The following is a 13,793-nucleotide window of genomic DNA, read 5'->3' on the forward strand; positions in this document are numbered from 1 at the left end:
CAGTTCCCGGATGGTGCGGGGGAACTGCGGCACAGCGTCTTCGTGTTGGTGGTGCGGGGCGCCTGCCGGGTGGCGGGGGTCGTCTTGCGGCCCTCAGCGGCTCAGGCTGCTCAGACGCCGTCGCCGGTGTCGGCTGCGGCCGTGGCCGTGGCGGCCGTCTCCGCGGTCTTGGCGGCGGACTGGCTGCCGGGGCCGTCGTAGTCCTCGCCGTAGGCGCCCTTGGAGGGGCGGCGGCGGCGCATGGGGGCTTCGACGCCGTCGGCGAGGCGGCGGGCGGTGACGAGGAAGCCGGTGTGGCCGATCATCCGGTGGTCCGGGCGGACGGCGAGGCCCTCGACGTGCCAGTTGCGGATCATCGATTCCCAGGGCTGCGGTTCGGCGTAGCAGCCGAACTCGCGGATGGATTCGACGGTCCGGGAGAGCTGGGTGGTGGTGGCCACGTAGCAGCAGAGGATGCCGCCGGGGACCAGCGCCTTGGAGACGGCCTCCAGGCACTCCCAGGGGGCGAGCATGTCGAGGATCACGCGGTCGACGTCCGTGTCGGACAGGTTGTCCTGGAGGTCGCCCACGGTCAGCTGCCACGCGGGGTGCGGGCCGCCGAAGTAGCGCTCGACGTTGGCCGTGGCGATCTCGGCGAAGTCCGGGCGGCGCTCGTAGCTGTGGAGCATGCCCTGGTCGCCGATGGCGCGCAGCAGGAAGCTGCTCAGGGAGCCGGAGCCGACGCCTGCTTCGACGACGCGGGCGCCGGGGAAGATGTCGGCGAAGGCCAGGATCTGGCCTGCGTCCTTGGGGTAGACCACGGCGGCACCGCGGGGCATGGACAGGACATAGTCGGGGAGCAGGGGTCGCAGCGCGAGGTAGGCGACGTTGCCCGTGGTACGGACAACGCTTCCCTCGGGGGAGCCGATCAGCTCGTCGTGCGGGAAGGAACCCTTGTGGGTGTGGAAATTCTTCCCGGCTTCGAGCGTGAACGTGTAGTGGCGGCCCTTGGGGTCGGTGAGCTGTACCTGGTCCCCGACCTCGAAGGGCCCGCGTCGGCGGGCGGCACCGGTCGGTTCGGACATGTGACCAGTGTATTGGCTTCAGGACTGGGGCCGCGCCATGGCCTTCACGAAGGCCTTTTCCACGTCGAGGGTGGAGAGGACGCCGTAGATGGTGCCGTCGGCCTGGAGGACGAGGTATTCGCTGGCGGGGGTGGCGCGGAGGTGGTCGAGGAGTTCTTCGCCGCCGAGGTCCGCTGAAACCTTCATGCCGTCGGTGAGGTCTTGGGCGAGGGTGCCGGCCGAGACCCAGGGGCGGCGGTGTTCGGGGACGGAGGCGATGGCGCTCTCGCGGACGATGCCGGTGGGGTCTCCGAGTCCGTCGACGATGACGAGGGCGCGGGCGCCTGCTTCGTTGGCGCGGCGGAGGGCTTCGGAGAGGGGGGTGGCGTTCTCGACGGGGATGGCGCGGCGGGTGAGTTTGCGGGCGTGGAGTTCCGGGAGGTGTTCGCGCAGGCGGGCGACGCGGAGGCTGTTGCCGGCGCCGGTCCAGATGATGGCGGCGAGGATGGCGGCGAGGAGGGCGTCCATGACGGTGTCCATGCCGCCGATGTCGTCGGTGGGGTTGCCGAGGGTCCCGGTGTAGTTCAGGAGGGGCAGGCCGAGGAGGACGGCGACGGCGAGGGCGCGGCCGGCCCAGGCGGCGGCGATGGTGCCGGTCATGGGTTTGCCGGTGATGCCCCAGATGACGGCGCGGAGCATGCGGCCGCCGTCGAGGGGGAGGCCGGGGAGGAGGTTGAAGGCGGCGACGAGGAGGTTGGAGATCATGAGGCCGGCGAGGAGGACGCCGGGGACGCTGGCGGGTTCGACGGTTTTCATGCCGAGGTAGAAGGCGCCGGCGAGGAGGAGGGAGAGGAGGGGGCCGACGAAGGCGAGGACGAATTCGCGGCCGGGGGTTTCGGATTCCTTCTCGATCTCGGAGACGCCGCCGAAGAACTGGAGCTGGATGCGGCGTACGGGGAGTTTGAAGCGGAGGGCGGCGATGGTGTGGGCGAGTTCGTGGACGAGGACCGAGGCGTAGAAGGCGACGGCGAAGAAGAGGGCCACGAGGTAGCGCAGGGTGCCGAGGTCGGGCAGGATCCGGTCGAGCTGGTCGCCGAAGACCCAGGTGATGAGGGCGGCGACGAGGAACCAGCTGGGCGAGACGTAGACGGGCACGCCGAAGGGGCGGCCCATGAGGAGTCCGCCGCCCGGTCCTGAGCGCCGGCCAGCGCGCTCGCCGGTTTCGTCGGTGTCTGCCACGGTTGTCCTTCGTTCGCTGCTGTCCGGTGCGGTGGTGCGCCGGTGTTCCGGTGGTTTTTCCCGTGGTGTCGGGGTGCGCCGTTGCGCGGTGTGATGCTCCGATCATGCAGTGCGAGGGGGGTCGGCGTCGATGGTATGCGCGTGCTGTCGGTGGCGGGTCGTAGGGTTTTGTCCATGACGACGAGCCCCGGCAGCGGTCCGGACGATGCAGTGACCAGTTCCGTGCCCGGCTCCGTGCCCGGCTCGGTGCCCGCTTCGGTGCCTGCGCAGGCGGTGGCGGTGGCGCCTTCCTCGCTGTCGCCTTCGCGGGCGAGTGATTTCATGCGGTGTCCGTTGTTGTACCGGTTCCGGGTGATCGACAAGTTGCCGGAGAAGCCGAGTGCGGCGGCGACGCGGGGGACGTTGGTGCACGCGGTGCTGGAGCGGCTTTTCGATCATCCGGCGCCGGAGCGGACGGCGCCGCGGGCGAAGGCGTTGATTCCGGGGCAGTGGGACCGGCTGGTGGAGTCGAAGCCGGAGTTGTTGGAGCTGTTCCCGGGGGGTGATGAGGGGGCGGGGCTGGCGCGCTGGCTGGGCGAGGCCGAGGCGTTGGTGGACCGGTGGTTCACGTTGGAGGACCCGACGCTGCTGGAGCCGGTGGAGCGGGAGTTCTTCGTGGAGACGGAGCTGGAGTCGGGGCTTCGGCTGCGCGGGATCATCGACCGGGTGGACGTGGCGCCGACGGGTGAGGTGCGGATCGTCGATTACAAGACGGGGAAGGCGCCGCGGCCGGAGTATGCCGAGGGTGCGCTGTTCCAGATGAAGTTCTACGCGCTGGTGGTGTGGCGGCTGAAGCGGGTGGTGCCGCGGCGGCTGCAGCTGGTGTATCTGGGCAGTGGGGACGTGGTGACGTACGACCCGGTGATCGAGGATCTGGAGCGGATGGAGCGCAAGCTGCTGGCGCTGTGGGAGGCGATCCGGGAGGCGACGGAGACGGGTGACTGGCGGCCGCGGCAGTCGAAGCTGTGCGGCTGGTGTGATCATCAGGCGGTGTGTCCGGAGTTCGGGGGTACTCCCCCGGTGTATCCGCTGGCGTTGCCGTCGGCCGGCCGCGGCGAATCGTGATCTTGGGGTCAGGGCAGAATGGGCCGGGTTCCCCGTTGCTGTCCGAACGGACCCGATGAATACGAGGTAGACCCCGTGGCGATCCGCGTACTGCTGGTCGACGATCAGCCGCTGCTGCGTACCGGTTTCCGGATGATCCTTGAGGCCGAACAGGATGTGGCGGTGGTCGGTGAGGCCGGGGACGGTCTGCAGGCGTTGGACCAGGTGCGGGCTTTGCAGCCCGATGTGGTGCTGATGGACATCCGGATGCCGCGGATGGACGGGGTGGAGGCGACGCGGCAGATCACGGGTCCGGGGCGGGACGGTCCGGCGAAGGTGCTGGTGCTGACGACGTTCGACCTGGACGAGTACGTGGTGGAGGCGCTGCGGGCGGGGGCCAGTGGGTTCTTGCTGAAGGATGCGCCGGCGGCGGAGTTGATCCAGGCGATCCGGGTGGTGGCGGGTGGCGAGGCGATGCTGGCGCCGAGCATCACGCGGCGGCTGCTGGACAAGTACGCGGGGCATCTGCCGTCGGGTGAGGACAGCGTTCCGGACATGATCGCTTCGTTGACGGAGCGGGAGGTCGAGGTGCTGAAGCTGGTGGCCCGGGGGTTGTCGAACGCGGAGATCGCGGCGGATCTGTTCGTGAGCGAGACGACGGTGAAGACGCACGTGGGTCATGTGCTGACGAAGCTGGGTCTGCGCGACCGGGTGCAGGCGGCGGTGTACGCGTACGAGAGTGGTCTTGTGCGTCCGGGGGCCGGTCAGTAGGCGGCTCGGGCCGCTCTCGCTGAGGTCGCAGGTACGAGTACGGGTACGGGTACGGGTACACGCGTACGGGCCCGCTTCCGCTTGGTGCGGAGGCGGGCCCGTTGCCGTTGCGGGTGCTGCCCTGAGCGGGGCGGCTCAGCCCTTGCTGATCTCCCAGAAGCGGAAGACGGTGGAGGCGTCCAGGGACCACTGCAGGCCGGTCACGTTCGGGCGGGTGACGGCGTACTGCTTGCCCTGCCAGAGCGGGAGGAGCGGAATCTCCTCGGCGACGATGTCCTGGAGGCGGGCGTAGTCGTTGCTGGCGGTGCCGCGGTCGGACTTCGCGGAGGTCGACGGGATGATCGTCCCGGTGATCTCCTTGTTTTCGTAGTTGTTGTGCAGGACGTTGTCCGGGCCGAAGAAGGGCTGCGTGAAGTTGTCGGCGTCGGGGTAGTCGGGGACCCATCCCTTGACGTAGACGCCGTACTTGCCCGCCTGGATGTCCTTCTCGTACTGCTCGAACTCCACGGACTTGACGTCGGCTTCGAACAGGCCGCTGTCGTTCAGCTGCTTGGCGATGAGGCGGAATTCCTCGTCGGTCGAGGGGCCGTAGCGGGAGGGCGTCGAGTACAGGGTGAGCTTCACCTTGTCCTTGATGCCGGCTGCGCGGAGGACGGCCTTGGCCTTCTCGGGCTGGGGGGTGCCGCCGTAGCGGTCGAAGAAGGGGGTGGTGTGGGAGGCGATCCCGGCCGGGACGATGGAGTAGAGCGGGGTGGCGGTGCCGTCGTAGACCTCTTTGACGAGGGCTTCGCGGTCGACGAGGTAGGCGATGGCCTTGCGGACGGGGAGCTTTCCGGCGACGGGGTCGCTCGTGTTGAAGACGAGGTGTTCGACTTCGGCGCCGGCGCCCTGGACGACCTCGACCTTCTGGTCTCCGGCCTGGGAGGCGAGGCCGGCGATGTCCTTGGCGGCGAGGCCGCGGAAGGCGAAGTCGACGTCTCCGCTTTCGAGGACCTTCTTGAGGGCGGCCTGGTCCTCGTTGAAGAGCTTCATGGTGACGCCGCTGTTCTTCGGCTTGGCCTTGCCGCTGTAGCTGTCGTTGACGGAGAAGGCGGCGCTCTTGTCGTTGATCGAGTCCAGCTTGTAGACGCCGGAGCCGAAGGCCTTGCCGTCGGTGCGGAGTTTGTCCGCGGGGTACTCGGTGTGGTCGACGATGGAGCCGGCGCCGGATGCGATCTTGCTGGGGAAGGTCGCGTCGGGGGTCTTGAGGCGGAAGACCACGGTCTTGTCGTCGGGGGTGTCGATGGTGCCGATCGACGCGAGCATGACGGCGGGGCCGTTCTCGTCGTTGATCTTGAGCGTGCGCTCGAAGGAGTACTTGACGTCCTTGGAGGTGAGGCTGTTGCCGTTGCTGAACTTCAGGCCGCCGCGCAGGGTGCACACGTAGGTCTTGCTCTCGCTGCCCTCGAACGCGCAGGCCTGTGCGGCGTCGGGTTCGGGGGTGGTGCCGCCCTTGGGGAAGCTGAGCAGGGACTGGAAGACGTTGTTGAAGAGCAGCCAGGAGCCGGGGTCGTAGCCCGAGGCGGGGTCGGTGGCCTTCACCTCGTCGGATATGCCCATGACGACGCCCTTGCCGCTGCCGGCGTTGGAGCCGTCCGTCGCACCGCAACCGCTCAGCAGCGCGGCGGCGGTGGCCGCTCCGAGCGGGGCGGCCAACCACTGGTTGCGTGTCTTCACGTGAACGTCCTTCTCAGTCTTACTGGCTCGTCTGGTTCTGTCTGGGTGGTGCTCCGGCCCGTGGTGGGGTCACGGGCCGGGTGGGGTGGGGCTGTGGCCTGGTGCCGGGGCCCGGTGCCGGGGCCTGGTGCCGGGGCCTGGTGCCGGGGTGTCAGCCGCTGACTCCGCGGCCGAGTTCCCACAGCTGGAGGTCGGAGATGGCGTTGACCGACCACTCCACTCCGGTGATCCCGTCGCGTGCGGCGACGTACTGCTTGCCCTGCCACAGGGGCAGGACGGGTACGTCCTCGGCGACGATGTCCTGCATCTCCGCGATCGCGGGGCCGGCGACGCCCCGGTCGACGGCGCGGCGGGATTCGGGGATGAGCTTGGTGCGCACCGTGGTGTTGGCGTACGGCGTGCCCAGGAAGTTGTCCTGCTCCAGGAAGGGGGCGAGGAAGTTGTCGGCGTCGGGGTAGTCGGGGAACCAGCCGAGCCCGTAGGCGGCGTAGTCGCCCTTCTTCTGCGCGGGCCTGAAGTCGGCCCAGTCGGCGCCCTGGACGGTGATGTCGAAGAGCTGGGTGGAGTTCAGCTGGGCCTTGAGGGCTTCGAACTCGGCCGCGGTGCCGTCGCCGTAGTGGTCGTTGGTGTAGTGGAGGGTCAGCTTGACCGGGGTTTTGATCCCGGCGCTCTTCAGCAGGTCGGCGGCCTTGGCGGTGTTGGCTTCGCCGTACTTGTTGAAGAAGGAGTTGACGTGTCCGCTCAGGGTGGTGGGGACCAGGGAGTACAAGGGCTGCGCGGACGTGCCGTAGACCTTGGCGATGAGGGCGTTGCGGTCGACGGCGGCGGCGAGGGCCTGGCGCACGGCCTTGTCCTTGACTCCGGGGGCGTCGGTGTTGAAGCCGAGGTAGCGGATCTCCAGGCCGGGCATGGGGACGAGCTTGATGCCCTTGGGGGGATTGGCGGAGAGTTCGGTGATCTGGGCGGGCGACAGGGTGCGGGAGACCATGTGGACGGTGCCGCGTTCCAGGGCCTTGCCCATGGCGTCGGAGTCGTCGAAGGTGCGCAGTTCGGCCTTGTCGTTCTGAAGCTTCAGATCACCGCGGTAGTTCGGGTTCTTGTTGAAGACGGCGCGGACGAGGCGGTTCCCCTTGACTTCGGCCTTCATGGTGTAGGGGCCGGAGCCGTCGACGGCGAAGCCTGCGCGGAGCTTCTTGGCGTCGTACTTCTTGGAGCTGATGATGCCGGCGGCGGGGGTGGAGAGTTTGTACGGGAAGGTGGCGTCGGCGGTCTTCAGCTGGAAGACGACGGTGTCGGCGCCCTTGGTTTCGACGGTGTCGATGGTGGAGAGCAGCGAGGAGGGGCCGTTCTCGTCCTTGATGGCGAGGACGCGTTCGATGGAGAACTTGACGTCCTGCGCGGTGAGGGGGCTGCCGTCGGCGAAGGTGAGGCCGGGGCGCAGGATGCAGCGGTAGCCATCGTTGCCGGTGTCGGTGAAGCGGCATTCGGTGGCTGCTTCGGGGACGGGCCGGCCGCCGCCGCGCGGGGTGTGCATCAGGGTCTGGACGGTCTGGCGGAGGATGTTCCAGGTGCCGGCGTCGTAGGCGTAGGCGGGGTCGAGCGGGGCGGGGGCGTAGTCGGCTGCCTCGAACCGGTCGGTGGTTCCGACGACGATCGCTCCGGATCCCGCTCCTGCGCCGCTGGTGCTGCCGCAGGCGGTCAGCGCGGGGGTGAGCAGTCCGGCGGCTGCCGTCAGCGCCATGGTCTTGCGGTTCATGCTGGAAGTACTCCCTCGACCCGGCACTTGTTCAAAGCTGGCGTGGAGGGCATCGCGACGGTCGCCCGTTCTGGGCGGAACGATCGGGCCGGTGGTGTGACGATCGGTCCACGCGGTTCCGGAAACAGGGGTGTGTGTCCGGGACGGCTGAGGTGCGGCGCAGTGCCCGGATCGACATTAGTGGCCTGCGGAGGGGTGGCTTGAACGGTGTGGAGCGGGGGTGTTGTCGCTCCGTTGCGGGAGTTGACCGGGGGTGTACGCGGGGTGGTGCGCAGAGTCGGTCAGGTGCTGATCAATGGGGACACAAGGGATGGTGTGGGAGGGCGCGCAGTGGTGCGAAGGGGGCTTTGCGGGTGACAAAGGTCACCCGGGACAACTCACCCGGTAGGGATGGAATTTCGGCCCCCGGGGAAGTGCGCGGGAGATCTGCCCGCGGGACTTTGGTCCTGGGGCGGATCGTCCCGTACAGAGCGTGCGCGGTCAGTTCAGCGGAGTGATGAGGGAGCGCAGGAAGGGCAGGTCGACGTCTTCGAGGGAGCCGACGATGGTGCGGCCCGGGGCGGGTGCGATCAGGCCTACGGAGGGGATGGCGACGACCCTGCATCCGGCGGCTTCGGCGGCGGCGACGCCGGTGGCGGTGTCCTCGATGACGGCGCAGCGGGAGGGGTGGGCGCCGAGGGTGTGGGCGGCGAGGAGGTAGGGGTCGGGGTGGGGCTTGGTGCGCGTGACCTCGTCGCCGGCGACGGTCATGGTGAAGCGGTCGCGGCCGAGGGTGAGCAGGACCTGGTCGATGACGCGTCGGTGGGAGGCGGAGACCAGGGCGGTGGGGACGTTGTGCCGGGCCAGTTCGCTGAGGAGGCGTTCGGCGCCGGGCATGAGGGGTACGCGGTCGGCGATGCGGGCTTCGAAGCGCTCGTTGAGCAGGACGGTGAGCTCGGCGAGGCCGATGTCGGCGCCGGTGGATTCGATGAGGAAGCCGGCGCTGCGGGTCATGGGGCCGCCGACGACGATGTCCCGCCAGGATTCGTCGAGGCGGTGGCCGAGTTCGCCGAAGACGCCGACTTCGATCTCCCACCAGAAGCCTTCGGTGTCGACGAGGGTGCCGTCCATGTCGAGCAGCACCGCCTGCAGGGCGTGTCCGTCGGCCGTACGGGCGACGGGGGCGGGGACTGTGCTCGTCATGCGCGCACCTTTCCGGGGGTCCGTTGGGGACGAGAAGGCCGGTCACCTCACCCCCGGGGGTGTGCCCGGGGGAACAGGTGACCGGCCTGTATGGGACCGACTAGTGTACGCCGGTCCGTGGCGGCGTGCGTTGAATTACGTCTCAGCGTGCGTTGAAGTACTTGGCTTCGGGGTGGTGGATGACGATGGCGTCGGTGGACTGCTCGGGGTGGAGCTGGAACTCCTCCGAGAGGTGGACGCCGATGCGCTCGGGCTGGAGGAGGTCGGCGATCTTGGCGCGGTCCTCGAGGTCGGGGCAGGCGCCGTAGCCGAGGGAGAAGCGGGCTCCGCGGTACTTCAGGTCGAACATGTCCTCGACCTTGGCGGGGTCCTCGCCGCCGAAGCCGAGCTCGGCGCGGACGCGGGCGTGCCAGTACTCGGCCATGGCCTCGGCGAGCTGGACGGAGAGGCCGTGGAGCTCCAGGTAGTCGCGGTAGGAGTCGGACTCGAACAGCTTGGCGGTGGCTTCGCCGATCTTGGAGCCGACGGTGACGACCTGGAGGCCGACGACGTCGGTTTCGCCGGATTCTTCGGGGCGGAAGAAGTCGGCGAGGCACAGGCGGCGGCCGCGGCGCTGGCGCGGGAAGGTGAAGCGGGTCCGCTCGTTGCCGGCGTCGTCGAGGATGATCAGGTCCTCGCCCTTGGAGACGCAGGGGAAGTAGCCGTAGACGACTGCGGCTTCGAGGAGGTTCTCGGTGTGCAGCTTGTCGAGGAGGCCGCGCAGGCGCGGGCGGCCTTCGCTCTCGACGAGTTCCTCGTAGGTGGCTCCGCCGGCGCGGGCCTGCTTGAGGCCCCACTGGCCCTTGAAGAGGGCGCCTTCGTCGAGCCAGGAGGCGTAGTCCTTGAGCGGGATGCCCTTGACGACGCGGGTGCCCCAGAACGGCGGGGTGGGCACGGGGTTGTCGGTGGAGGTGTCGGAGCGGCCGCCGGGCTCTTCGGTCTCCTCGACGAGGGCCGCACCCGCGGCGCCAGCCGCTGATGTTCCCGTGCGCTTGGCGACGCGGCGCTGCTTGAGTTCGGGGAGGCTGGCGCCGGGGACGCCGCGCTTGACGGCGATGAGGGCGTCCATCAGGCGCAGGCCCTCGAAGGCGTCGCGGGCGTAGCGGACTTCGCCCTCGTAGATCTCGTGGAGGTCCTGTTCGACGTAGGCGCGGGTGAGGGCGGCGCCGCCGAGGATGACCGGGAAGTCGGCGGCCAGCTTGCGCTGGTTGAGCTCCTCCAGGTTCTCCTTCATGATCACCGTGGACTTGACCAGCAGGCCGGACATGCCGATGACGTCGGCCTTGTGTTCCTGTGCGGCTTCGAGGATCGCGGAGACCGGCTGCTTGATGCCGATGTTGACGACGGTGTAGCCGTTGTTGGTCAGGATGATGTCGACGAGGTTCTTGCCGATGTCGTGGACGTCGCCGCGGACGGTGGCCAGGACGATGGTGCCCTTGCCCTCGTCGTCGGTCTTCTCCATGTGGGGTTCCAGGTGGGCCACCGCGGTCTTCATGACCTCGGCGGACTGGAGCACGAAGGGGAGCTGCATCTGGCCGGAGCCGAAGAGTTCGCCGACGACCTTCATGCCCTCCAGGAGGGTGTCGTTGACGATGTCCAGGGCGGGGCGGGTCTGGAGGGCCTCGTCGAGGTCGGCGTCCAGGCCGTTCTTCTCGCCGTCGATGATGCGGCGCTGCAGGCGCTCGTCGAGCGGCAGGGCGAGGAGCTCCTCGGCGCGGCCGGCCTTCATCGACTTGGTGTTGACGCCTTCGAAGAGGGCCATCAGCTTCTGCAGGGGGTCGTAGCCCTCCGCGCGCCGGTCGTAGATCAGGTCGAGGGCGGTGGTGACCTGCTCGTCGTCGAACCGGGCGATCGGCAGGATCTTGGACGCGTGGACGATCGCGGAGTCCAGGCCGGCCTTGACGCACTCGTCGAGGAAGACGGAGTTCAGCAGGACGCGGGCGGCCGGGTTGAGGCCGAAGGAGATGTTGGAGAGGCCGAGCGTGGTCTGGACGTCGGGGTGGCGGCGCTTGAGCTCGCGGATCGACTCGATCGTGGCGATGCCGTCCTTGCGGGACTCTTCCTGGCCGGTGCAGATGGTGAAGGTCAGGGTGTCGATGAGGATGTCCGACTCGAGGATCCCCCAGTTCCCGGTGAGGTCCTCGATGAGGCGCTCGGCGATGGCGACCTTGTGCTCGACGGTGCGGGCCTGGCCCTCCTCGTCGATGGTCAGCGCGATGAGCGCGGCGCCGTGTTCGCGGGCGAGGCGGGTGACCTTCGCGAAGCGGGACTCGGGGCCGTCGCCGTCCTCGTAGTTCACGGAGTTGATGACGGCGCGGCCGCCGAGCTTCTCCAGGCCGGCCTGGAGGACGGGGACCTCGGTGGAGTCCAGGACGATGGGCAGGGTGGAGGCGGTCGCGAAGCGTCCGGCGAGCTCCCGCATGTCGGCGACGCCGTCGCGGCCGACGTAGTCGACGCACAGGTCGAGCATGTGGGCGCCTTCGCGGATCTGGTCGCGGACCATCTCCACGCAGTCGTCCCAGCGGGCTTCGAGCATGGCGTCGCGGAACTTCTTCGACCCGTTCGCGTTCGTGCGCTCGCCGATCGCCATGTACGAGATGTCCTGGCGGAACGGGACGGTCTGGTAGAGCGAGGACGCGCCGGGCTCGGGGCGCGGGTCGCGGACGGCCGGGTTCAGGCCGCGGACCCGCTCCACGACCTGGCGCAGGTGCTCGGGGGTGGTGCCGCAGCAGCCGCCGACGAGGGAGAGGCCGTACTCGCGGACGAAGGTCTCCTGGGCGTCGGCGAGCTCGCTCGCGGACAGCGGGTAGTGGGCACCGTTCTTGCCGAGGACCGGCAGGCCCGCGTTGGGCATGCAGGAGAGCGGGATGCGGGAGTTGCGCGCGAGGTAGCGCAGGTGCTCGCTCATCTCGGCGGGGCCGGTGGCGCAGTTCAGGCCGATCATGTCGATGCCCAGGGGCTCCAGCGCGGTGAGCGCGGCGCCGATCTCCGAGCCCAGCAGCATCGTGCCGGTGGTCTCCACGGTCACGGAGCAGATCAGCGGGATGGAGACGCCGAGGGCCTCCATGGCGCGGCGGGCGCCGACGATGGAGGACTTGGTCTGCAGGAGGTCCTGGGTGGTTTCCACGAGGAGCGCGTCGGCGCCGCCGGTGATCAGGCCCTCGGCGTTGATCTGGTAGGCGTCGCGGATGGTGCCGTAGTCGATGTGGCCCAGGGTGGGCAGCTTGGTGCCGGGGCCCATCGAGCCGAGGACCCAGCGCTGCTGTCCGGTGGAGGCGGTGAACTCGTCGGCGATCTCGCGGGCGATCCGGGCGCCGGCGACCGACAGCTCGTGGTTGCGGTCGGCGATGTCGTACTCGGCGAGGGCGGCGTAGTTGGTGCCGAAGGTGTTGGTCTCGACGCAGTCGACGCCGGCCTCGAAGTACTCGCGGTGCACGTTGGCCACGATGTCGGGGCGGGTGACGTTGAGGACCTCGTTGCAGCCTTCGAGCTGTTCGAAGTCGTCCAGGGTGGGGTCCTGGGCCTGGAGCATGGTTCCCATGGCTCCGTCGGCGACGACCACGCGGGTCGCCAGTGCCCGGCGGAGGGCATCGGCCCGGGTCTGGGTGTCAGCGGGCGGGTTCGGCAACGAGGCCATGGTTGAGCTCCCTGGGATGCGACGGCTGTCGGCTTTGCACCCCCTCTGTGTCAAGGGTGCACGCGGCCAGGGTAACGGTGGACACCCGGCCCCGGTGAGGGCGTCCCACGTGGCGGACTGCATTCTGTGCCCGGGGGATGGTGGCGGCTTTCGGCCGGGCCCTCCTGGATGACGCGCTGGACGACTCGGCCCCGGAGTGTCGTCCTCGTCATGCACGAAGTCGACATCGACCGATACTGTTCAGCATTGTCGAACTACGTCAGCAGGAGGCTGCGCGATGGCACGGAACATCCAGTCGCTCGAACGAGCCGCTGCGATGCTGCGGCTCCTGGCGGGCGGCGAGCGCCGGCTGGGGCTCTCGGACGTGGCCTCTTCCCTGGGCCTGGCCAAGGGCACGGCCCACGGGATCCTGCGCACGCTGCAGGCCGAGGGCTTCGTGGAGCAGGACCCGGCCTCGGGCCGCTACCAGCTCGGTGCGGAGCTGCTGCGCCTGGGCAACAGCTATCTGGACGTCCACGAGCTGCGGGCGCGCGCTCTGGTGTGGACGGACGATCTGGCCCGCGCGAGCGGGGAGAGCGTGTACGTGGGGGTGCTGCACAAGAGCGGGGTGCTGATCATGCACCACGTGTTCCGGCCCGACGACAGCCGTCAGGTGCTGGAGGTGGGGGCCATGCAGCCGCTGCACTCCACGGCCCTGGGCAAGGTCCTGTCGGCGTACGACCCGGTGGCGCACACGCAGGCCCACGAGGTGGAGCGGGAGGCGTTCACCCCCCGCACCGTCACCGACGGCACCGCCTTCGAGGGCATCTTGGAGCTGACCCGGGCGCGCGGCTGGGCCAGTGACGTCGAGGAGACGTGGGACGGGCTCGCCTCGGTGGCGGCCCCCATCCACGACCGGCGCAGGATGCCGGTCGGCGCGGTCGCCGTCGCGGGCGCCGTGGAGCGGGTGTGCGGGGAGTCCGGGGAGCCCCTGCCGTCCCTCGTGGCGTCCGTACGGGACTGCGCGCGGGCGGTTTCGCGCGATCTCGGGGCGGGCCGGTTCTGACCTTGGCCTGAGGCCCATCACTCTGCCCTGACCACCCAAGAGCCACGTCAAAGTGGCATTTGGGTGGTTTTTGGCGTTTGATGATCACTTATTGGCGCGATTCGTTCGATCACACCGACCGGTAACGATCCGGCTCATTGGCCTGGTCAACCCTTGACGCCCGCTTCACCTGGGCGGAAAACTGCCGTTCATCGGTCGGCATTGCCGAACACCTACCGGCAATACGCGTTAGGGTGTGGCAAGGCCAAGGACCGGTGCAGCACTCACCGAGTGCGTGGACCG

The 13,793-nt window shown here is 69.1% G+C and carries 9 protein-coding genes; 3 read left to right on the plus strand and 6 right to left on the minus strand.

The annotated features are described in order from the left end of the window. Positions 1-110 precede the first annotated feature (110 nt). Both AC3IYI_RS07840 and AC3IYI_RS07845 read right to left on the minus strand, forming a co-directional pair. Complete coding sequence (locus AC3IYI_RS07840) at positions 111-1,064, minus strand: tRNA (adenine-N1)-methyltransferase (protein ID WP_489409493.1); 954 nt, start codon at positions 1,062-1,064, stop codon at positions 111-113. A gap of 18 nt (positions 1,065-1,082) precedes the next feature. Continuing rightward, on the minus strand, positions 1,083-2,282 hold the full coding sequence (locus AC3IYI_RS07845) for a site-2 protease family protein (RefSeq protein WP_489409494.1): 1,200 nt from the start codon (positions 2,280-2,282) through the stop codon (positions 1,083-1,085). 174 nt (positions 2,283-2,456) lie between these two features. On the opposite strand from AC3IYI_RS07845, the gene AC3IYI_RS07850 reads away from it, so the two are divergent. Next, complete coding sequence (locus tag AC3IYI_RS07850; protein WP_489409495.1) at positions 2,457-3,386, plus strand: RecB family exonuclease; 930 nt, start codon at positions 2,457-2,459, stop codon at positions 3,384-3,386. Between the two features lie 75 nt (positions 3,387-3,461). Then, a complete protein-coding gene (locus AC3IYI_RS07855; RefSeq protein WP_489409496.1) occupies positions 3,462-4,136 on the plus strand; it encodes a response regulator in 675 nt (224 codons plus the stop codon). A gap of 135 nt (positions 4,137-4,271) precedes the next feature. Here the strand turns inward: AC3IYI_RS07855 and AC3IYI_RS07860 are convergent, their stop codons facing one another. The 4 genes from AC3IYI_RS07860 to metH form a co-directional block, all read right to left on the minus strand. Next, on the minus strand, positions 4,272-5,852 hold the full coding sequence (locus AC3IYI_RS07860) for an ABC transporter substrate-binding protein (protein WP_489409497.1): 1,581 nt from the start codon (positions 5,850-5,852) through the stop codon (positions 4,272-4,274). A gap of 151 nt (positions 5,853-6,003) precedes the next feature. Beyond that, on the minus strand, positions 6,004-7,608 hold the full coding sequence (locus AC3IYI_RS07865) for an ABC transporter substrate-binding protein (RefSeq protein ID WP_489409498.1): 1,605 nt from the start codon (positions 7,606-7,608) through the stop codon (positions 6,004-6,006). A gap of 480 nt (positions 7,609-8,088) precedes the next feature. Then, on the minus strand, positions 8,089-8,790 hold the full coding sequence (locus AC3IYI_RS07870) for an HAD family hydrolase (RefSeq protein WP_243334006.1): 702 nt from the start codon (positions 8,788-8,790) through the stop codon (positions 8,089-8,091). Positions 8,791-8,932: 142 nt separating this feature from the next. Beyond that, on the minus strand, positions 8,933-12,466 hold the full coding sequence (metH, locus tag AC3IYI_RS07875; RefSeq protein ID WP_489409499.1) for a methionine synthase: 3,534 nt from the start codon (positions 12,464-12,466) through the stop codon (positions 8,933-8,935). A 277-nt stretch (positions 12,467-12,743) separates the two neighbouring features. Between metH and AC3IYI_RS07880 the strand changes: the two genes are divergently transcribed. Continuing rightward, positions 12,744-13,511 carry an IclR family transcriptional regulator gene (locus AC3IYI_RS07880; protein WP_489409500.1) on the plus strand — a complete coding sequence of 256 codons (768 nt, stop codon included), beginning with the start codon at positions 12,744-12,746 and terminating at the stop codon, positions 13,509-13,511. Positions 13,512-13,793 lie beyond the last annotated feature (282 nt).

The organism is Streptomyces sp. GL_148 (assembly GCF_057834205.1).